The 19,919-nt window shown below is 71.6% G+C and carries 18 protein-coding genes; 7 read left to right on the top strand and 11 right to left on the bottom strand.

The genetic code is table 11. The features are described 5' to 3' along the window. The first annotated feature begins 35 nt into the window (after nucleotides 1-35). Nucleotides 36-911, top strand: coding sequence for an NAD(P)-binding domain-containing protein (locus ABZS69_RS48635; protein ID WP_355386077.1), 876 nt, complete (start codon nucleotides 36-38; stop codon nucleotides 909-911). 115 nt (nucleotides 912-1,026) lie between these two features. Next, entirely contained in the window at nucleotides 1,027-2,430 is a 1,404-nt protein-coding gene (locus tag ABZS69_RS48630) for a DHA2 family efflux MFS transporter permease subunit (RefSeq protein ID WP_355386074.1), read from the top strand. Here ABZS69_RS48630 and ABZS69_RS48625 read toward each other — a convergent pair. Continuing rightward, nucleotides 2,427-2,963 (bottom strand): helix-turn-helix domain-containing protein, encoded by a 537-nt coding sequence (locus tag ABZS69_RS48625; protein WP_355386071.1) that lies wholly within the window; start codon nucleotides 2,961-2,963, stop codon nucleotides 2,427-2,429. The genes ABZS69_RS48630 and ABZS69_RS48625 overlap by 4 nt on opposite strands. A gap of 62 nt (nucleotides 2,964-3,025) precedes the next feature. Between ABZS69_RS48625 and ABZS69_RS48620 the strand changes: the two genes are divergently transcribed. The 3 genes from ABZS69_RS48620 to ABZS69_RS48610 all read left to right on the top strand — a co-directional run bounded on the left by ABZS69_RS48620 (nucleotide 3,026) and on the right by ABZS69_RS48610 (nucleotide 7,054). Continuing rightward, on the top strand, nucleotides 3,026-4,843 hold the full coding sequence (locus tag ABZS69_RS48620; RefSeq protein WP_355386068.1) for a GNAT family N-acetyltransferase: 1,818 nt from the start codon (nucleotides 3,026-3,028) through the stop codon (nucleotides 4,841-4,843). Nucleotides 4,844-4,907: 64 nt separating this feature from the next. Further along, entirely contained in the window at nucleotides 4,908-6,275 is a 1,368-nt protein-coding gene (locus ABZS69_RS48615) for an SUKH-4 family immunity protein (RefSeq protein WP_355386065.1), read from the top strand. 62 nt (nucleotides 6,276-6,337) lie between these two features. Beyond that, nucleotides 6,338-7,054 (top strand): hypothetical protein, encoded by a 717-nt coding sequence (locus ABZS69_RS48610; protein ID WP_355386062.1) that lies wholly within the window; start codon nucleotides 6,338-6,340, stop codon nucleotides 7,052-7,054. Between the two features lie 187 nt (nucleotides 7,055-7,241). Here ABZS69_RS48610 and ABZS69_RS48605 read toward each other — a convergent pair whose 3' ends face one another. The 6 genes from ABZS69_RS48605 to ABZS69_RS48580 all read right to left on the bottom strand — a co-directional run bounded on the left by ABZS69_RS48605 (nucleotide 7,242) and on the right by ABZS69_RS48580 (nucleotide 13,612). Further along, complete coding sequence (locus ABZS69_RS48605) at nucleotides 7,242-8,456, bottom strand: MFS transporter (RefSeq protein WP_355386059.1); 1,215 nt, start codon at nucleotides 8,454-8,456, stop codon at nucleotides 7,242-7,244. 10 nt (nucleotides 8,457-8,466) lie between these two features. Then, the gene (locus ABZS69_RS48600) at nucleotides 8,467-9,858 is read right to left on the bottom strand and encodes an AlkA N-terminal domain-containing protein (protein WP_355386056.1); all 1,392 of its coding nucleotides are present in this window, start codon (nucleotides 9,856-9,858) and stop codon (nucleotides 8,467-8,469) included. A 58-nt stretch (nucleotides 9,859-9,916) separates the two neighbouring features. Continuing rightward, nucleotides 9,917-11,491, bottom strand: coding sequence for a polyketide antibiotic transporter (locus ABZS69_RS48595; protein WP_355386053.1), 1,575 nt, complete (start codon nucleotides 11,489-11,491; stop codon nucleotides 9,917-9,919). Beyond that, nucleotides 11,488-12,378, bottom strand: a complete 891-nt coding sequence (locus tag ABZS69_RS48590; RefSeq protein ID WP_355386050.1) for an ABC transporter ATP-binding protein — start codon at nucleotides 12,376-12,378, stop codon at nucleotides 11,488-11,490. The genes ABZS69_RS48595 and ABZS69_RS48590 overlap by 4 nt, the downstream gene beginning before the upstream one ends. A gap of 72 nt (nucleotides 12,379-12,450) precedes the next feature. Further along, nucleotides 12,451-12,906, bottom strand: coding sequence for a transcriptional regulator (locus tag ABZS69_RS48585; RefSeq protein ID WP_355386047.1), 456 nt, complete (start codon nucleotides 12,904-12,906; stop codon nucleotides 12,451-12,453). 82 nt (nucleotides 12,907-12,988) lie between these two features. Continuing rightward, the gene (locus ABZS69_RS48580) at nucleotides 12,989-13,612 is read right to left on the bottom strand and encodes an FMN-binding negative transcriptional regulator (protein WP_355386044.1); all 624 of its coding nucleotides are present in this window, start codon (nucleotides 13,610-13,612) and stop codon (nucleotides 12,989-12,991) included. 34 nt (nucleotides 13,613-13,646) lie between these two features. Here ABZS69_RS48580 and ABZS69_RS48575 point away from each other — a divergent pair, with 34 nt between their 5' ends. Further along, a complete protein-coding gene (locus tag ABZS69_RS48575) occupies nucleotides 13,647-14,975 on the top strand; it encodes an aminotransferase class I/II-fold pyridoxal phosphate-dependent enzyme (RefSeq protein ID WP_355386041.1) in 1,329 nt (442 codons plus the stop codon). Nucleotides 14,976-15,185: 210 nt separating this feature from the next. Next, nucleotides 15,186-16,061 carry a M23 family metallopeptidase gene (locus ABZS69_RS48570; RefSeq protein WP_355386038.1) on the top strand — a complete coding sequence of 292 codons (876 nt, stop codon included), beginning with the start codon at nucleotides 15,186-15,188 and terminating at the stop codon, nucleotides 16,059-16,061. Between the two features lie 78 nt (nucleotides 16,062-16,139). On the opposite strand, the gene ABZS69_RS48565 is transcribed toward ABZS69_RS48570, so the two are convergent. The 4 genes from ABZS69_RS48565 to ABZS69_RS48550 are packed head-to-tail and all read right to left on the bottom strand — an operon-like array spanning nucleotide 16,140 to nucleotide 19,843. Further along, nucleotides 16,140-16,739, bottom strand: coding sequence for an ATP/GTP-binding protein (locus tag ABZS69_RS48565; RefSeq protein ID WP_355386035.1), 600 nt, complete (start codon nucleotides 16,737-16,739; stop codon nucleotides 16,140-16,142). After that, nucleotides 16,720-17,115, bottom strand: coding sequence for a DUF742 domain-containing protein (locus ABZS69_RS48560; protein ID WP_355386032.1), 396 nt, complete (start codon nucleotides 17,113-17,115; stop codon nucleotides 16,720-16,722). The genes ABZS69_RS48565 and ABZS69_RS48560 overlap by 20 nt, the downstream gene beginning before the upstream one ends. After that, nucleotides 17,112-17,543 carry a roadblock/LC7 domain-containing protein gene (locus ABZS69_RS48555; RefSeq protein WP_355386274.1) on the bottom strand — a complete coding sequence of 144 codons (432 nt, stop codon included), beginning with the start codon at nucleotides 17,541-17,543 and terminating at the stop codon, nucleotides 17,112-17,114. Before ABZS69_RS48555 ends, ABZS69_RS48560 begins: the two co-directional genes overlap by 4 nt. After that, nucleotides 17,543-19,843 carry a nitrate- and nitrite sensing domain-containing protein gene (locus ABZS69_RS48550; protein WP_355386029.1) on the bottom strand — a complete coding sequence of 767 codons (2,301 nt, stop codon included), beginning with the start codon at nucleotides 19,841-19,843 and terminating at the stop codon, nucleotides 17,543-17,545. The genes ABZS69_RS48555 and ABZS69_RS48550 overlap by 1 nt, the downstream gene beginning before the upstream one ends. Between the last annotated feature and the right edge of the window lie 76 nt (nucleotides 19,844-19,919).

Genomic DNA, 19,919 nt, shown 5'->3' with positions numbered 1-19,919 from the left:
ACCTTCATACCGGTATGAACGTTGAGGATTCTGCCATGACCACCGACAACACTCCCGTGACCGTCATCGGCCTCGGACTGATGGGCCAGGCGCTGGCCGGGGCGTTCCTGCGCGACGGACACCCCACGACCGTGTGGAACCGTACGGCGGCGAAGGCCGACCAGCTCGTGGCCCAGGGCGCGAAGCTCGCCGGCTCGGTCGGCGACGCCGTCGCGGCCGGCTCGCTCGTGGTCGTCTGCGTCACGGACTACGACGCCGCGCATCGCCTCCTCGACCCGCTGGGCGAGGCATTCGACGGCCGGCTCCTGGTGAACCTGGGGTCGGGCACGTCGTCGGGCGCCCGCGAGAGCGCCGAGTGGGCGGCGCGGCACGGCGCCGCGTACCTCGACGGCGCGATCATGGCCGTCCCCGCGGAGATCGGGGCGGACGCCGTCATCACCTACAGCGGGCCGCGGTCGGCCTTCGAGCAGTACGAACCGGTCCTGAGGAGCCTCGGTTCAGGAGCGACATACCTCGGCGACGACCACACCCTGTCGGCGCTGCACGAGATGGCCGTGCTGAGCCTGATGTGGAACGTCCTGAACGGATTCCTGCAGGGCGCCGCCCTGCTCGGCGCGGCGGGGGTGGACGCCAGGGCGTTCGCTCCGCTCGCAGGCAAGGGCGTCGACATCGTGAACGGCTGGCTGGCGGCCTACGCCGAGCAGATCGACGACGGCGCGTACCCGGCCCTCGACTCCACCATCGACACCCACCTGGCCGCGATGGACCACCTCATCCATGAGAGCGAGTCCCTCGGCGTCAGCGCCGAGCTTCCGAGGTTCGTCAAGGCCCTGACCGACCGGGCCGTGGCCGACGGGCGCGGCGGCGACGGCTACGCGGCGATGATCGAGCAGTTCCGCAAGGTCTCATGAGCCCCGCAGACCAGCGGCCATTTCGTCGTTTCCATGACCTCTGACGTAATCGCCACGATACGGGTGTCGGCGGCATTGTCTCTCTCGCAACGGTCACCACACCAGGAGAGCGACAATGACCGCCACCAAGGCATCCGAGCCCGCCGCCCCGAGGGCGGCGGACCCCGGACGGGGGACTCTGCCGGTCCTCCTGTCCGGCCTCTTCATCACCACCCTCGACTTCTTCATCGTCAACGTGGCGATCCCCGCCATTCAGCTGGACCTGCACGCCACGCCTTCGCAGATCCAGTTCGTCGTGGCCGGGTTCGGCCTGGCGCTGGCCGCCGGGCTGATCACCGCCGGGCGGCTGGGGGACCTGTACGGGCGGCGCCGGATGTTCGCCGTCGGCCTGGGCGTCTTCACGGTGGCGTCGGCGCTGTGCGGGCAGGCGCCCACCGCGGGGATCCTGATCGCCGCCAGGATCGGCCAGGGCCTCGGCGCGGCGCTGCTGATGCCGCAGGTCCTGGCCATCATCAACACCGCCTTCACCGGTGAGCGCAGGGCGAAGGCGTTCAGCGCCTACGGCGTCACGATGGGCTTCGGCGGCGTCTTCGGGCAGCTCATCGGCGGCGTGCTGATCAACGCGGACCTGGCCGGGCTGGGCTGGCGCACCATCTTCCTGATCAACGTGCCGGTCGGCGCGGTCGCGATGGCCCTGGTCCCGCGCATGGTGCCCGAATCCCGCCTCCCAGGCGGCCCGAGGCTGGACCTGGCCGGTACGGTGCTCGTCTCGCTCGGCCTGGTCGCCATCGTCTACCCGCTCGTGCAGGGCCGCGAGCAGGGCTGGCCCGCGTGGACCTGGCTGTGCCTGGCGGCGGCGGGCGTCCTGCTGGCTTCGTTCGCGCTGCACCAGCGGCGGGCCGCCGCACCGCTGGTGGACCTGGGGTTGTTCCGGCACCGCTCCTTCTCCGTGGGCACCGTGGTCAGCCTGCTGCACTCGATGACGATGGGCTCGTTCTTCCTGATCCTGGCGCTCTACCTCCAGCAGGGCCGCGAGCTGGACGCCCTGGGATCGGGGCTCATCTTCCTTCCGCTGGGCCTGGGCTACTTCGCCTCCTCGACGCAGGCCGTCCGGCTCGCGGCCCGGCTCGGCCGCCAGGTCGTCGCGCTCGGGGCGCTGATCATGGCCGTCGGGTACGGCATCCTCGCCCAGACCGCCACCGCCCTGGGCGAGCACGGTCCCGTCGCCTGGGTCATCCCCGGGCTCGTGGTCGCCGGCGCCGGAATGGGCCTGGTCATGGCGCCCCTGCCCCAGCTCGTCCTGAACGGCGTGGACCCCGGGCACGCGGCCGCCGCGTCCGGCGTGCTGAGCACCGCGCAGCAGGCGGGCGGCGCGATCGGCGTGGCCCTGGTCGGCGTGGTCTTCTACGGCGCTCTGGGCGGCTACCCGCACGCCTTCGCCATGGGCCTGCTCCTCCTGATCGCGCTGGACGTGGTGGCCGCCGCCCTCGTCCAGGCCCTGCCCCGGCGGCCGGCCTAATGGTCGGATTGCTCGGAAGGGAAGAAGACCGTGCTGATCAGGTGCGGGCTGCGGCCCGGCGCGGGCGCGTTGCGCGCCTTCGACATGAGGACCTCGCGCAGCGCGTCGATCAGCTCGGTGAGCTCCTCCCGGGTGAGCCAGTACGTGCCCTGCCGGTAGCCCACGATGTCGGCGCTCGGGTCGGCTCCGTCCCGGTCGAGGTAGGTGTTGAACTCGGCGAGCAGCGCGGCCATGGCCGCGGCGAACCCCTGACGGTGATCGTCCAGGGACATCGAAGCGGCCGCGTCCGCGTCGATCACCGTGCGCTCCCGGCGCAGCCGGTAGTGGCGCTCGACGGCGCCGTGCACGCGCTGCTCGTCGGCGACCTCCAGCACCCCCGCCTCGGCCAGCAGGCCCACGTGCCGGTACACGGTGGTCTTGGGCACGTCGGGGAGCCGGGCGCACAGCTCGGAGGTGGTCTGGGTGCGCCCGCCGGACATGGCGTGCACGATGCGCAGCCGGACTGGATGAAGGAGCAGGTCAACGGTGTCCACGCTGCTATATTCCCATATCTGGTACCGTTACCAAAGTTGGGAAAGCAATCTGGGGAGCGGGAATGACACCTTCGAAGGAGCAGGTCCGGCTGAGTGACGAGGCGGTGATCCCGCTGTCCACGCTGGATCCGGCCGCTCCGCTGGACGACCTCGCGTGGCTGGACCAGGCGGTCGGCGACGCGCGCGTGGTGATGATCGGCGAGAGCGCCCACTACAACGGCGAGTTCTACCGGCTGCGCCACCGCCTGCTGCGCTACCTGGTCGAACGGCACGGGTTCAGCGCGTACGCGATGGAGTCGGGATTCGTCGAAGGATGGCTGGCCGACGGCTGGGTCCGGGGCGGCGGCGAGCCGCTCGGCGACGTGCTGGCGAACGGCATGACCTCGCTGATGGGATTGTGGACGCCGATGCGCGCCCACCTGGAGTGGATGCGGCAGCACAATCGCACCGCCGCGCACCCCGTCGGCTTCTACGGCATCGACCTGCCCGGCTCGATGGTGTCGCTGCTGCCCGGGCTGGACGCCGTGATCGCCTATCTCGCGCAGGCGGATCCGGAGTTCCAGGTCGACCCGGGCCTGCGCGAGACGGCCGCCGCCTTCGCGGCCACGTCCGCGTTCTCCGCGCCCGCGGCCGTCGCCGCGTACGGGAGCCTCCCGCCCGAACGCAGGGACACGCTGACGGCCGGCCTCGCCGATCTCGCGGCACGCATGACGGGCCGCCGCCTGGACTACCGGCGGCGGACGACCGCCGACGCGTACGAGCGGGCGCTGCGGTTCACGGACCTCACGGTCACCCTGGACGCGATGCTCCGCCAAATGGCCCGTGGCGACCACCAGGGGGTGATGACCTGCCGCGACGCCGCGATCGCGGACACGGTCGAGTGGATACTGCGCCGCGAGGGCCGCATCGTCGTCGCCGCCCACAACGGCCACGTCCAGCGCCGGCCCCATGCCATGCCCGGCGTGCCCGCGATGACCCCGATGGGCATGCACCTCGCCGAGCGGCTGGGCGCGGGCTGTCTGGTCATCGGCACGACCTCGGGCGGCGGCCAGACCCTCAACACGGGGCCCGGCTTCCACACCGGCACGTTCTTCACGGACCTGGAGGAGCCGCCCCAGCCCGGCAGCCTCGACGCGCTCATGGCCGCGACCTGCGCCGCGACCTGCGCCGCGACCTGCGCCGGCCCCTTCGCGACCGACCTGCGACGGCTGTCGCCGGCCGACACCGCCGCGGTCCAGACCGTCACCCAGCAGCGTTACGGCGCCTACCACGCCGAGCAGAGCCCGCTGGACGCGTACGACATCGTCGTCCACCTCCCCCGCGTCACCGCCGCGGAGCCCGACCGTGACGCCGTCGCCCACGCGCCCCACGACGTGCGGGAGCCGTTCTCCCAGTACAAGCCGGTGAGCGACCCCATCGAGGCGCCCGCGCTCGTCCTCATCCCCTTGCGCCCGGAGCACGCCGACGAGATGGCCGTCGTGCTGGCGGACCCGCGGCTGCACGCGTTCACCGGCGGCGCCCCGCTCACCGCGCCGGAGCTGCGCGCCCGCTACGAGCGGCTGGTCGCCGGGCCGCCCGGGTGGCGCAACTGGGTGGTCTGGTCAAGGGAGGAAGAGCGGCTGGTCGGGTACGTGCAGGCCACGATCGACGGCCGGACCGCCGAGATCGCCTGGGTGATCGGCACGCCGTGGCAGGGCCGCGGCCTGGCGACCGCGTCCGCCCGGGCCCTGGTCGACCGGCTCGTGCGAGAGGGGATCGACACGATCGTCGCGCACATCCACCCCGACCACGCGGCCTCGGCCGCCGTCGCCGCCGCGGCCGGCCTGCGCGCCACAGACCGGTGGCACGAGGGGGAGGTCCGCTGGGAACGTACCGTCTGATCCGTAAAGATCCCCTACCCTTGGGGGAACTTGATCCCAGGGTCTGACGTCGGGGTGTTGAATCGTGGTCACGCACGAAGAGATGGTCGAGGCTTTCGGCGACGAGGGCCTGTTGCTGATGGACGTCGAGCAGTGCCGAGAGAAGGGGCTGTCGGAGGAGGACATCCAGATCCTCTCCGAGGTCGGGCTGCCGGTGCGCGCCGACCAGGCGTTCACCACCTTCATCGCCGACGAGCCGCGGGTGGGCTCGCTCGTCGTGTTCCGGACGCCGGGCGGGGACGTCGAAGTCCTCACGCTCGGCGGCACGTCGGGAGACTCGGGCATGCGCTACTTCCTCGACATCCGCGGCGGCGTCGTCGGCCTGCTGTCGATGGACGAGACCCCGCAAGCGGAGAAGGTCAACAGCTCCCTCGCGAAGTTCGTCGAGTTCCTCTACCGGCTCAGGCTGCGCCAGCAGGCGTTGAACGGCGAATCCGCGGATGACGGCCAGAGCTACACGGAGAAGCTGTGGCTCTCGCTCAAGGAGCTGGACCCGGACGCCTTCGGCGAAGCCGAAGCCTGGTGGTCGATGGTGATGGACACCCTGATGCGCCGGAACCTCATCGCCGAGACCCGCGCGTTCCTCGAACAGCGCCGCGCCGAGGTCGCCGACACGCTGGCCAAGCTGATCGAGTCGGAGGAGGCCGTCGCGCCGCGCGGCACGCAGCGCGAGGGCTTCGACCGGGCGCTGAGCCGGTTGGAGCACGAGGGCTGGCAGATCGTCGACGCCGAGCGCTTCGCGTCCGACACCGAGACCAGCGGCCTGCTGAGCCCGTGCGCCGACCACTTCACCCCGGAGGGCGTGCTGGCCGACGACGTGCCGCTCGCCTGGCGGGGCGGGCTGCCCTCCAACATCCAGGCGGCGTTCGCCCGTGAGGGCCTGGTGATCTCCGTTCCCGGTCAGGCGGGTCAGGAGGACGACTACGACGCGCTGCTGGAGATGGACGAGGACGAGCTGGCCAGGCACAGCGAGGCCCTGATGGACTCGCTCATCGCCACGGTCCACGGCCGGAACAAGCCGGAGGAAGGGGTCGTGACCTGCCTGGCCGCCGACCGATCGTCCGACCTGTGCAGGATCGCGACGGCCTTCGACCGGCTGGCCGCGCACGGCTACCTCGCTGAGCCCGACCTCTGGCCGACCGCCTCCGGCGCCTGGCAGCAGGTCCACGAGGCGGCCGCCGAGGCCGGGCAGCCGCCCAGGGCCGTCTTCTGGACGACGCAGTCGCACACGGCGAGCTTCGACGCGTACGGCGATCTGGTGGATGAGCTGGTCCTGCAGTGGGTCGGCGATCGGGACCTGATCGCGGAGGCCCTGGCCGGCACCGGGCTCGCGGTCGAGGTTCCCGAACACGAGAGCGCCGCGTTCCTCCTCCGCCCGGCCTCGCCGGGGTAGGGCGCTTCGAAGATTTTCGATGTGAGCCGGCGCGCGCCCGGGTGCTCTGTAGCGTGCCGCCGGTGGAGATTCAGAAGAGGGGAATGCTCGCCGCCGGCGCGGCGATGATCACGGTGCTCGCGGGGATGGCCGGCCCGGCGCGGGCGGGGGAGAACTACGGCCAGTACTCTCAGTTCGCCGAGCGCAGCGCCGGACAGTACTGGGCCGACGGGCAGGCGGCCGGGCAGTGGACCTGGAAGCCGCTGTCGTCCACGAACTCGGAGGTCAGCTGGGGCGATCCGAAGAAGTGGCCGCCGGACTACGCGGAGAAGTTCGTGCGCGACGGCGACTGGCTGATGCTGGACGGCTGGCGGGGCAACGGCACGTACTACACGGTCAGGATGACCAAGGAGCAGATCGGCGACGCCAAGTGCGGCAACCTGCGCACGTTCGCCACGTCGGGCCCGCAGCACTACGTGAAGTGGGACATTCCCCCGCAGGGGTACTGCCTCAAGGCGTGGGGGACCATCACCGAGAAGTCGTCGGGGAAGGTCATCGACTTCGGTCACACCCAGATCTGGTCGCCGCCCGCGCCCTGCTCGAACCAGTACCTGAGCGGGAAGACCTGCATCAAGCAGTGGGAGTCCTGGTGGGACAACAAGGACGAGCCGGGCAAGCCGATCACCCGGAAACTGGACCGGGACCAGTACATCGCCCGCGGTCTCGGCATGGCGTTCAAGATCCAGCAGTACTTCCCGAAGGCTTGGACGGCGGAGGCGCGCTCGTACTGGAACTGGTGACCGTCGCGGGCCGGCTGAGGGGCGTTCATCCACAGGGTGTGTGCGCAGGCCGGTGGACAGCCGGATCGAGGGTGTCCCGCGCTGTGGTATGGAGCACAAAGCCCTGGTTTTCCAGCGTTCACGTGTGCTGCGACCCTCTCGGGGCGCCGGTCTCCGGCACCCCTGGTGAGGGCCCGCACGGGGGTGGTTATCCACAGGAGGATCGGGTTATCCACAACCCGCGGTCCTCGCGTACGAGCAGCAGGGCGAAGGCGGGGAGGGCCGCCAGAGCGGTCATCAGGATCACGGCCCCGGCCAGATTGCCCGCCACCAGCAACGGGGTGACCGCGGCGGCGCCGACGGGCGGGGTGGCCTGCATCATCGTGCGGAAGACGCCGAAGACCCGGCCCCGCTGGGACGGCGGGATGCGCTCCATGCGCAGCGACTGCGCCCAGACGGTCATGGGCGCGCTGAACAGGCCGATGACCAGGAAGCCCGCGGCCACCGGGATCCAGTCAGGGGCCCCCAGCACCGCCAGGAACCCCGCCGCCGCCACCAGCTCCACCACGGCGATCGCGACCAGCCTGTCGATTCTCGGCCGCCAGGCCCCGGCCGCGAACCCGCCCAGGAGCTCACCGGCCGACAGCGCGGCCATGAGGAGCGAGAGGGCGGCGCCGTCGCCAGGAAGCTGCTCCTTGGCCAGCCACGGGGCGACCACCATGGTCATCGCGCCCTCGGCGATGTTGAAGGCCATGAAGGCCAGCGTGGTGCCGATGAGGACCCTGTCGCGGAAGACCGGCTCGCGTCCGGCCCGGGGTTCTGGCCTCCCGTGCGGGCGCAGGGGGCGGCGGATCAGGGTCACGGCCACGGCGAAGCAGGCGTAGGTGGCGGCGTCGAGAGCCAGGAGGTTCGCCGGGCCCACGGTGCTCAGGAGCGGGGCGGCCAGGGTGAAACCGATGATGCCGGACAAGGAGTAGCTCACGGATTCGAGCGCGTTGGCGGCGTCGCGCTCCCGCGGGCCGACCAGGTCGGGGATGGCGGCCGGGACCGCCGCCATGGGGACCATCTTCAACAGGCCGTAGAGGGCGGCGACGAGGAACGGGAGCCAGGTGGGCACGGTCGAGACCGCCGCCATGAGGGGGACGGACCCGACGGCGGCGCCACGCAGCACGCTGTCGGCGATCAGCGCGGCCCGCTTGTCGAACCGGTCGAGCAGCGGCCCCGCGACCAGGCCGCCGACCAGGACGGGGGCGGTGTAGCAGACGGCCAGGACGCCCAGTTTCGCCGTTCCGCCGGGCTGGGCGAGGACGAGCCAGGACAGGGCCACGAACGTCATGCTGTCGCCCATCACGGAGACGGACGCGCCCAGCCAGAGGTTGCGGAAGTCACGCCGGTTCCTGAGGAGGGACAAGTAGGTCGACACGAACGGTTCCTTAGGAGGGAGGACAAGGCGTGCTCAAATGCCGCATCGCGTACGAGCGCCAGGGGCGCCAACGGTCCGCGTCCCCGGCCGTCAGCCCGAGGCCGCGCAGGCCCTCCCGCACGGCCGGGTCGGCGGGGAGGAAGACGTCGGGGTCGCCGAGGGCTCGCATGCGGATCCGCGCCACGGCCTCCGCCTCCATGCCCGGCAGGGCCAGGAGCTCGCGTTCGATCTGGTCGCGATCGGCTTCGGGGCCGAGCCGGAGGGTGCCGGCGATCAACGCGCGGGCCAGGGCGGTGACCGGGGGCGGCGCGCCGGAGCCCGCCAGCGCCTCCATGCGCGGGAAGGCGTGGGTGACCTGGCCGGTCGGCGGATCGGGGAGCGGAGTGCCGTAGGCGCGGACCAGGTGGGCGAGCCGGGCTCTGCCGGCGGGGGTCTCCTCGTTCAGGATCGCGCGGATCGCCATCTCGGCCGCGTCCACGTGGCCGGGCACGCGCCTGCCGGGAGTCCTCGCCACCACGTCGGCCAGGAGCGGGTCGCGGGCCAGGTGGTCGGCGATGTCGCGGGGGTCGGCGTCCAGGTCCAGGAGACGGCGGCAGCGGCGGGCCGCCGCCGCCAGGTCCTTCAGGTCCTCCAGGTAGAGCTCGCAGGAGACGTACGTGCTCGCGGCGCGCAGCGTGACGACGCCCAGGCCGTGCGGGAGGGTCAGGGAACGGCGGTAGTGGTGGGCGCCGGCGTCCTCCAGGCCCGGGATCGCACGGGCGGCCAGCCAGGAGAACAGGTCCGGCAGGTCCAGGGGCGGGCGATAGGCGAGGCGCAGCCGGACCGTGCCGGGCGGACGGCCGGCGGCGGGCGTGCCCCGCAGGGCGGTGGGCGTCGTGCCGTAGACCTTGCGAACCGTGTCGTTGAACTGGCGGATCGAGGGGAAGCCGGCCGCGAACGCTATCTCGCTCGCGGGCAGGTCCGTGCTCTCCAGGAGCGTTCTGGCCGTGGCCGCCCGCTGGGCCCGGGCCAGGGCCTGCGGGCCCGCGCCCAGGTCGGCGGTGAGCTGACGGTGCAGCTGGCGTTCGCTGTAACCGAGCCGGGAGGCCAGACCGGCCACTCCTTCGCGGTCCACGAGGCCGTCGGCGATGAGTTGCATCGCGCGGCCGACCACGTCCGCCCGGACGTTCCACTCGGGGGAGCCGGGGACGGTGTCCGGGCGGCAGCGCTTGCAGGCGCGGAAGCCCGCCTCCACGGCGGCCGCGCAGGACGGGTAGAAGCGGGCGTTCTCGCGCTTGGGGAGGGCGGCCGGGCAGCTCGGGCGGCAGAAGACGCCGGTGGTCACGACGGCGACGAAGAACCGGCCGTCGAAGCGGCCGTCGCGGCTTCTGAGCACGGAATACGCGTCTTCGTCTGTGAGCATGCGGCTCACTCTTCCGGCTCCCCGGCCGTCCCCACTAGTGGAAATCGGACATCAAGCGTCAGCCCAGGTCGCGACCGCGGAGGCGGATCAGGGCGGTGGCGACGAGCAGCGCGGTCAGCGAGAGGATCACCGCCGGCGGCGTCGCGGTGAACGGCTCGCCCGACACCGTGTTGGGCGTGTAGTGGAAGGGCTCGACGCGGCTCCAGCCCCACAGCCCGATCAGCGGTCCCATCAGGTCGCCCACCACGGTCACCAAGCCCCAGACCGCCCACGACAGCGCCACCGACACCCGCGGCAACACCCCCACGGCGAAGGCGGCGAACGCCCCCACGAGCCAGGCGGCCGGTACGTGTTCGAGCGCCGCGAGCACCATCCGGCCCACCGCCGGGTCGTCCATGACCAGCGAGTAGATCAGCCCCGTGACGAATCCGCCGAGGAGCAGCAAGGACAGCGTGCCGAGCGCGGCCACGGCCAGGTGCGCCGCCGCCCAGCGCAGCCGGCTCACCGCCGTGGACAGCAGGGCCTCGGCGTGGCCGGAGGACTCCTCGTGGTGCAGCCGCAGCGTGGCGAGCACCGGGTAGAGCGCGATCGTGTACGCCAGCAGGAGCACGATGATCCACAGGTAGGCGTCCACCGGATCGCGCGACGGGCCTCCGTACCGCGCCAAGAAGGCGTCGAGGACCCAGCCGGGCTGGTCCGCGAGGCGGGGCGCGACGCCGCTGAAGCCGGCGAAGAGCGCGGCGGCGGCCGCCACGCCCACGGCCCACTTGGCCAGCAGGCCGCGCTGGAGGCGCCAGGCCAGGCTGAGCGACCCCTTCAGGCGCGGGCCCGTGGCCGGCCCGGGGCGTACGGGGAGCAGGCCGGCGTCCAGGTCGCGGCGGGCGGACAGCCCGTACGCGAGCGCCAGCAGGACCCCGGTCGCGACCAGCGAAACGATCAGCGGCCACCACCGGTCGGCCGCGTAGGCCCGCACCAGGTGGCTCCAGCCGAGCGGCGAGAGCCACGTCAGCCAGGTCGAGCCCGAGGCGTCGCCGAGGTAGCGCAGCACGTAGGAGACGCCGAGCGCGAGCAATCCGAGCGTGGTGGCGGTGCGGGCGGTCTGCGCGAGCTGGGCGGTCACCGCGCCGACCGCGGCGAAGACCCAGCCAGCGGCCGTGATCGCGGCCCCGTACGCGAGGGACCCGGCCGCCTCCATGCCGATCGCGACGAGGACGCCCGAGGTCAGCGCCCCGGCGGCCAGCGCGGCGACGGCCGCGGTGACGACGGCTGCGGTGATGGGCGCGGCCCTGCCGATCACGCCGGACAACATCAGCTCCTGCCGCCCGGACTCCTCCTCCGCCCTGGTGTGCCTGATCACGATGGTCAGGGCCATCCAGGCGGTGAGCAGGAAGAGCAGGCCGCCGCTGCGCCAGGCCGCCATCGCGCCGATCGAGGGTTCGGCGACGGGGCCGCCGAGGCCGAGGAAGATCGGGTTGGCGGAGATCACCCGGGCGTACGTGCGCAGCGCCTCCTGGGTGGTGAAGTAGCCGTCGATGTAGGAGACCAGGCCCGCGCCGAGCATGACGACCATGAGGATCCAGACGGCCGAGCGGAGGCGTTCGCGGCGGGCGGCCAGCCCGAGCAGCACGATCATCGCGCGGCCTCCTGGTAGTGGCGCAGGAACAGGTCCTCCAGGCTCGGCGGGCTGCAGGTCAGGCCGCGTACGCCGATCGCGGACAGCCGGGCGAGCAGCCCGTCGAGCGCGCCGGAGTCGGCCTGGCACGTGAGCCGGCCGTTCTCGACCAGCACGTCGTGCACGCCGGGCAGGTCGCCGAGCGAGCCGGGGGAGCCCACGAGATCGGCGGTGATCGAGGTGCGGGTGAGATGGCGCAGCTCGGAAAGGGTGCCCGACTCCACCGCGCGGCCCGCGCGGATGATGGTGACCCGGTCGCACAGGGCCTCGACCTCGGACAGGAGGTGGCTGGACAGCAGGACCGTGCGGCCCGCCCGCCGCTCCTCGATCACGACGGCACGGAAGGCCTCCTCCATCAGCGGGTCGAGGCCCGAGGTCGGCTCGTCGAGGATCAGCAGCTCCGCCCGGGAGGAGAAGGCGGAGACCAGCGCCACCTTCTGGCGGTTCCCCTTGGAGTAGGTGCGGGTCCTCTTGCGCGGGTCGAGCTCGAACCTGTCCATCAGCTCGGCGCGGCGCCGCTGGTCGAGCCCGCCCCGCGCGCGGCCGAGCAGGTCGATCACCTCGCCTCCGGTGAGCGTGGGCCACAGGGTCACGTCGCCCGGCACGTACGCCAGGCGCCGGTGCAGTTCGGTGGCCTGCCGCCACGGGTCGCCGCCGAGCAGCCGGACCGTGCCGGAGGTGGCCCTGACGAGGCCGAGGAGGATGCGGATGGTCGTGGATTTTCCCGCGCCGTTCGGGCCGAGGAAGCCGTGCACCTCACCGGCGCGTACGGACAGGTCGAGCCCGTCGAGCGCGCGGGTCGCGCCGTATGACTTCGTGAGTGCGGCGACTGAGATCAAGTCGTCCATGGGGATCCTTGTGAGAGGGCATGGCGGGACGGCGGCGTGGCCGCAGAGAGCCCGCCGCGTCCGCTCAGGGATTCAGCCGGAGGCCTGGTCGAGCACCTTGGCGAGATCGGCGATGGCGGTCCTGGCCGACTCGATGCGCCTGGTCTGCGCCTCGTCGGTCCAGCCGAGCCGCAGGCCCTCGGCGGCCAGCTCGTCGAACGCGACGAACGCGGCGAGCTTCTGCCGGATGACCTTGGACCAGGCGTCGTCCTCGATCTGGTAGTAGACGTTCCGCTCCCCTGGCCTGCGGAACCTGCGGATGAGCTTGATGGACGTCAGGAGGTGCATGTTCGTCGTGAGCGACGCGCGGCTCGCGCCGATGGCGTCGGCGATCTCGCTCGCGGTCTGCGCCGGCGGGTCACACGCCATGAGCCAGCCCAGGACGCGGCCGGTGATCGGGGCGAGCCCCCATTCCGCGGAGACGAACCCGGCCACCCGCTCGACCCATTCGAGCACCTGCTCGCGGTCGGGGCCGTCCTGCGCACTCATGCGGTCATCCTAACGTTCAACCTTGTAGCCAGTAATTTCAGACTAGACTGAAACAACTGGCAATGGCAAGCCGCCCGGGAGTTCACCGGCCGCGGGACATCCGTCTGAGCTGCTGCGCCCGCGCGCCGGCGTCCCCCGGCAGGTCCCGCTCGGCGAGCCCGTCCGCGATCCGCTCGCGGAAGTCGACCGGCCGGTGGTCGTCGTACTTGAACTTGGCCCGCACGTCCACCACCTCCAGCCGCAGCCCCCGGATCGCCGAGAACATCTTGCGGTACGGCCCCGCGTCCGCGGCCACCTCGCCGTGCCCGCCGTCGGGCTCGTGGTGGGCCAGCTGGCGGCGCAGGATCTCGGCCTTGCCCTCCTTGTCGTCCACGATCCGGGCCCGGCAGGTGAGCTGCGCCGCGGCGTAGTAGCTGGTCGGCACGCCGTTCTCCGGGGTGTCGGAGCGCCAGCCCGACGGGATGTAGGCGTAGTCGTCGTGCACGGTCACCACCACGGCCGGGTTGGCCTCCAGGGCGGGCCAGATCGGGTTCGGCCTGGCCAGGTGGAGCACGATCTCGCCGCCGTCGAACAGGAAATGCGTCGGCACCACGACCGGCGGGCCGCCGTCCACGCCGTTCGCGGCGAGCTGCCCGAAGTCGCGCGTACGCAGCCAGGTCCGCCATTCGTCGCCGTCGTGGGCCGCGTCCCAAGGATGAATGAGCACCTGTACCTCTTTGTATTAGTACATAATAGGTTTTGTGCCAGAAAAATACCTGATAGCGGGCGGGACTGCCAGTGAGATCGCGGCCGGGGTCGAGGCCGCCGTGTCGGAGGGGCGGCTGTCACCAGGCGCGATGCTCCCTCCGGTGCGCGAGCTGGCCTCCCGGGCCGGGGTCAGCCCCAACACGGCGGCGTCGGCGTACCGGCTGCTGCGCGAGCGCGGCGTCGTCGAGACCGCCGGGCGGCGCGGCACCCGGGTCAGGCCGCGACCGGCCAGCACGTTCCGGGAGGAGATTCGCATCGAGGTGCCTCCTGGCGTGCGCGACCTGTCCAAGGGCAACCCCGACCCGGCCCTGCTGCCGCCCCTGGGAGACGCCCTCGCCGCCGCGGCCCGCGCGCACGAGGAGCGGCCGGCGATGTACGGGACGGGTGACGACGAGGAGCTGATCGCGCTGGCCGGGGAGCGCATGCGCGCGGACGGCGTATCGGCCGGGCCGCTGGCGATCACCTCGGGCACCCTCGACGCGGTCGAGCGCGTGCTGGCCGCCGAGCTGCGTCCCGGCGACGCGGTGGCCGTGGAGGATCCGGGCTGGACGGCCCTGCTCGACCTGGCCGGCGTCATGGGGCTGCGTCCCGTGCCGATGCGGGTGGACGACGAGGGCCCGCTGCCCGACGAGCTCGGCCGGGCCCTGCGGTCAGGGGTCCGAGCCGTTGTGATCACCGCCCGCGCCCAGAACCCGACCGGCGCCGCCGTCTCCGCCGAACGGGCCGGCGCCCTGCGGGAGGTGCTGGGGGCGTACCCGGGGGTGCTGCTCATCGAGGACGACCACGGGTCGGGCTTCGTGGACCTCCCGCTGCACTCGTTGACGGGGGTCACGCAGCGCTGGGTCCTCACGCGTTCGACGGCCAAGGCGTTCGGGCCCGACCTGCGCGTCGCCCTCGTCACCGGCGACCCGGTCACGCTCGGCCGGCTGCGCGGCCGTCAGCGCCTGGCCGCGGGCTGGGTCAGCCACCTGCTGCAGCGCGCCGTCGCGTACCTCTGGCGTACTGACGCGGTGGACCCGGCGGCGGTGGCGGCCTCGTACGCGCGGCGCAGGGACGGCCTGGTGACGGCGCTGGCGGAGCGCGGCATCCCCGCGCACGGGCGCACCGGGCTCAACGTGTGGGTCCCCGTCCCGGACGAGACCACCGCGATCACCCGCCTGCTCGCCCGCGGCTGGGCCGTCGCCCCCGGCGCCCGCAACCGCCTCGCCACCCCGCCCGCGATCCGCCTCACCGTCTCGCCCCTGGCCGCCGACGAGATAGCCGGACTCGCGGACGACCTCACCACCGCGCTGCGCCCGGTCTCAAGCGGCCGGTACGGCTAGCAGTGGCTGAATGGTTGCGTTAAAAGCCGCAAAATTTCATGTTTGTAGAGATTGATGAAGAGAACTTTCAGGGATATGTTCATGATCGACCGCCCTCCCCCCACGGGCGGTGAGATGTCGAACCCCACGTCTCCATGAGGCTCGTCGACATCGAAGGAACTGGGCGCCTGACCGTATCCCCCCATACGCACCCTGTTCAGAGAGGTGACCATGCCTACAACCCTCAGGCCCGCGATCACTGCCCTGTTAGTCGCTCTCGCGACAGCGCTGATTCCCCAGTCCGCCTCGGCACAGGACGCCGGCGTCCTGGCCATCACGCACAAGAGCCCGTTCAACTGCGGCAAGACCTTCTACGCCAACAACTGGCTCCCTGACCACAACCCGTCGGGCTCCATCGACTGGCAGGACTACGGGGGCGACGACATCAACGGCGAGACGGTGCGTGCCACCGCCGCCGGCACCGCGTACTTCAGCGACGCGGGAAGCACGAGCTACGGCAAGTGGGTGGAGGTCCGCCACAGTGACGGCACCAGAACCCGCTACGCCCACCTGGCGAGCATGGTGAGGTCGGCCGGCAGCTCGTTGAGCGTCAGCCAGGGCACGGTGATCGGGACCGTCGGTTCGACGGGCGGCTCGAACGCGCCGCACCTGCACTACGAACAGCGGACCTCCACCGGTGCGATGGACACCAGCCCGACCGTGGACGGCGTGACCGTGTCCCTGGGCCAGAAGAAGGCCATCACGAGCACCAACTCCTGCGGCGGCAATCCCTACACCCCTGAGGAAGTCTGCGGCAGCGGCTACTCGGTCATCGACTCGGCCGCGCTCACCGGCGGCCGTACGTATCTGCTCTACAACTCCGGCAACGGCTACAACTGCGTCGCGACGCTGAAGACGTCCAACCTCGGCACGGCGTCGGCGATGTCGGCCTTCCTGGAGCCGCAAGGGGAGAACCGGACGACCGACTCGGGTAGTTACGACTATTACGCGGGTCCGGTACGGCGCGACGCGGCCTCGCAGTGCGTCAAGTGGGGCGGCTCGGTCGGCAGCAGCTCGTACACCAGCGGCTTCGAACACTGCAGTTAGGAGCACGACGTGAACGGCCACTCCCCGGACGAAGGGGGTGGCCAGACGTCTTTCCGGAGCCGGCGACGGCGTGAAAGGTCAGGCCACGGGGTGCGGCGCGGTGCGGGCCCGGGTGGCCATCAGGTGGTCGATGAGCGCGAGCAGCACGTCGCGGGCCGCGCTCCGATCGCGGGCGTCACAGAGCACCAGCGGCACCTGAGGATCGAGGTCGAGCGCCTTGCGGATCTCCTCCTGCGTCCGGTCCTTGACCCCGTGGAAGCAGTTGACGCCGACGACGAAGGGGATGCCGCGGCTCTCGAAGAAGTCGATCGAGGCGAAGCTGACGTCCAGCCGGCGGGTGTCGACCAGGACGACCGCGCCCATCGCCCCGTTGACGAGGTCGTTCCACATGAACCAGAAACGTTCCTGCCCGGGGGTGCCGAACAGGTAGAGCACCAGCTCGCGGTTGATGGTGATGCGGCCGAAGTCCAGCGCGACGGTGGTGGTGGACTTGCCGCTCACGCCCTCCAGGTCGTCGACGCCGACGCTGGCATGGGTCAGGTATTCCTCCGTGCGCAGTGGGGCGACCTCGCTCACCGCGCCGACCAGGGTCGTCTTCCCGACGCCGAAACCACCGGCGATAAGGATCTTCACTGCCAGGGGAGCGGCGTCCCCGTGGTCAGAGCTTGCGTAAGCCATCCCTCACCGCCTCAAGAATTGTCACATCGGGAAGACCGCCCGCCTGGGCGAAGGCCAGCGGTGGCCGGGCCCGCATCTGACCGTTCTCGATCAGATCGCCAATGAGGATCTTGGTCACGGAAACCGGGAGGTTCAGCGCCGAGGCGACCTCGGCCACCGCCATGGGCCGCTCGCACAGATCGAAGATGGTGCGGTGCTCCGGCTGCAGTCGCCGCTGGCCGCGTCCGAGTTGCAGGGAGACGTGGGAAATCGAGGTCACCAGCGTGATCAGCGTGAGGTCGTCCCGCTCGGGGGCGGTCCGTCCGCCGGTGATCGTATAGGGGCGGACAAGGGGTTCGTCGTCATCGTCGTCGAACCCCTCGGTCCAGTGTTTCATCCGCGTCTCCCCGCGTCGTCGGCCTGCGGGGTGCGTGCGCCGGTCCCCAGCTTCTGGCCGACCTGCTGGACCAGGGTGTGCATCGCGACGCTCATCAGCTCGGCGTCGACCTCCTGGGAGGCGACCACGGCCAGGTGGGTGCCGCGGCCCGCGGCCGTGATGAACAGCCACAGCTCGGCCATCTCGATGATGACCTGCTGGACCGGCCCGCCGCTGAAGAGCTGCCCGACACCGCGCGCCAGGCTCTGCTGGCCGGTGGCGATCGCGGCCAGGCGCTCGGCGTCGGAGCGCTCGATGGTCCGGGACCGGCTGATCACCAGCCCGTCGTCGGACAGCACGATGGCGTGCCGGGTGCCCGCGACCTGATCGACCAGGCCGTCCAGGAGCCAGTCCAGGTCGCGGTTGGTGGCGGTGGTTCGCTGCGTCATCATCGATCTTCCGTCGTAGGGGAGCCAGGCTCGGGGGATCCGTCCGTCCCAGGCTGGAAGGCGTCGTCACCGGTACGGCGCCTCCGAGACTGCCTCTGGAACGCGCCGATTGTCGCACTGGATCGGCCGGGCTGATCGCGTAGGGCCCACGTCTCCTGTTCGGCCTGCTCATCCCTGTCCGCCGCAACCTTGAGCTCGGTGACCAGGCTGGCCTGGCGTACCCGCTGGGGCAGCGGCGGACGGTCCGACGACGAGGGCGCGTCGTCCCGGTCCGGGATCCCGGAGGGCGCCGTCACGTAGGCCATCGCGCGTCCCTTGGAGCGGGTCGGCAACTGCCCGTCCTCGGGGGGAGTCACCGGCTCCTTCCTCGGGCGAGGCTGCGGGGCGGTCGCTTCCGGAGCCGGGGCCGGGGGCGCCTCCTCGGGCACCGTACGGGGGCGGTCGACGACCAGCGCCTCCGGGATCAGCACGATGACCCGGGTGCCGCCGAAGGCCGACGATCGCAGCTCCACCTGCAGGCCCAGGCTCGCGGCGAGGCGGGCGACCACGTACAGACCGAGCCGCACGTCGTCGGCGTGGGTCATCACGTCGAGCTGCGGCGGCGACTTCATCAGGGCGTTGGCGGCGGCGTACTCCTCGGGTTCCATGCCCAGGCCGCGGTCCTCGATCTCCACGGCGACGCCCCGGCTGACCGGCGCGGCCCGCACCTCGACGGGGGTCTGCGGCTTGGAGAAGGTGGTGGCGTTCTCCATGAGCTCCGCCAGGACGTGGACCAGCGGTCCCACCGCGCGCTCGGTCACCCAGGACCCGCCCTCGACGTCGATCGAGATCCGCCGGTAGTCCTGGACCTCGCCCTGGGCGGCGCGCAGCACGTTGAGCAGGTGCACCGGCTTGCGCCAGCGGCGTTGCGGCTGCCCGCCGCCGAGGATCACCAGGTTCTCCTCGTAGCGGCGCAGCCGGGCGGTGAGGTGGTCGAGGTCGAACAGGCCCTCCAGCACCTCGGGGTCCTCGTGCCGGCGTTCCAGCTCGTCGAGCTTCTTCAGCTGGAGGCCGATGAGGATCTGGGTACGGCGGGCGATGCGCTGGAGCATGCGCTGGAAGCCGCGGTGCTGCTCGGCCTGCCGTACGGCGGTGAAGACGGCGCTGCGGCTGGCCAGGTTCAGGGCCTGGCCCAGCTCGCCGAGCTCGTCGGGGGTGGGTTCGAGCATGTGGACTTCCGCGTCCACGTCCACGTCCTCGCCGCGTTCCAGCCGGGCGACCACCTTGGGCAGCCGCTCCTGGAGCTCCTGCGCGTCATGGCGCAGGTGGAGGATGCGGCGGCGAAGGATGGAGGTGAGCCGCCAGCTCGTGAAGATCACCAGGCCCAGGGCGAGCAGGCCCACGCTGGTGATGCTGATGAAGATCACGAAGAGCATGTCGGCGTGGTCGTAGCCGATCTTGCTGACGTTGTCGAGCCGGAGGCGCAGGAGCTCGACCACCTGCGCGGAGACCGCGTCCACCGAGGAGCGCCACTCGGCGCTGTCCCCGTGCACTGTCACCTGGTTGTTCCCCGAGGGGGCCAGCCGCTCTTCCAGCGCGTTCATGGCCGCCCACGCCTTGCCGGTCATCAGCGATTCGTAGCGGGTCTCGTCACCGGTGAGGTTGGGGATCACCTGGGACTGCAGGAGGTGCTTCCTGGTGCCGACGGCGTTCGTGACGAGGTCGTACTCGGCCCTCGTCAGGCGCCCGCTCTTCCAGCCGCGGGCCAGGACGGCGTCCTCGCGGCCGATCATGTCGACGACCCAGAAGAGGTCGACCAGGGTCTGCGACTTGCTGTTGACCAGGCCCTCGTCGGTGTGGCTGAGGGCGGTCAGCACGCGCAGGTCCGACTCCAGGACTCCGCTGTAGTAGTCGAACGCCTTCTGCGCGCTGGCCCAGCCGGCGTCCACCGCCCGGCGCTGCTCGTCGAGGAGGCTGAGGCTGCGGGCGGTACGGGCGATGGCCTCGGTGAGCCCCTCCGGCCCCTTGCCGGTGTCCAGGGCCGTCAGCGGACCGAAGGCGTTCACGGCCTGGTCGGTCACCGCGCGCTGCTTGGCGAGCTTGCCGGGGGCGCTGCCGCCGGGGTCGGCCTGCGTCTCCGCGGTGAGCCGCCGTTCCCTGTCGAGGCTGAAGAACAGGTCGGCCGCGGGTGCGCCGACGGTCTTGGTGGCGAGATCCATCTGGGCCTTCTCGGCCCGCCACTGGGAGGACAGCTGGAACATGCCCGAGGCCAGCAGCGGCGTGAAGGTCAGACTCGGTACGAACACGATGATGAGCAGCACGGTACGCAACGGCAGCCGGCGAACACCGGCCAGCCGTCGCGGCCCGGCTGACGCGCTTCCGTCGCCCAGGGTTTTC

This window comes from Nonomuraea sp. NPDC005650 (assembly GCF_040605375.1).
GTDB lineage: Bacteria > Actinomycetota > Actinomycetes > Streptosporangiales > Streptosporangiaceae > Nonomuraea.
Note: the sequence above shows the minus strand (reverse complement) of the source record. Positions and strands in the feature narration are given on the sequence as shown.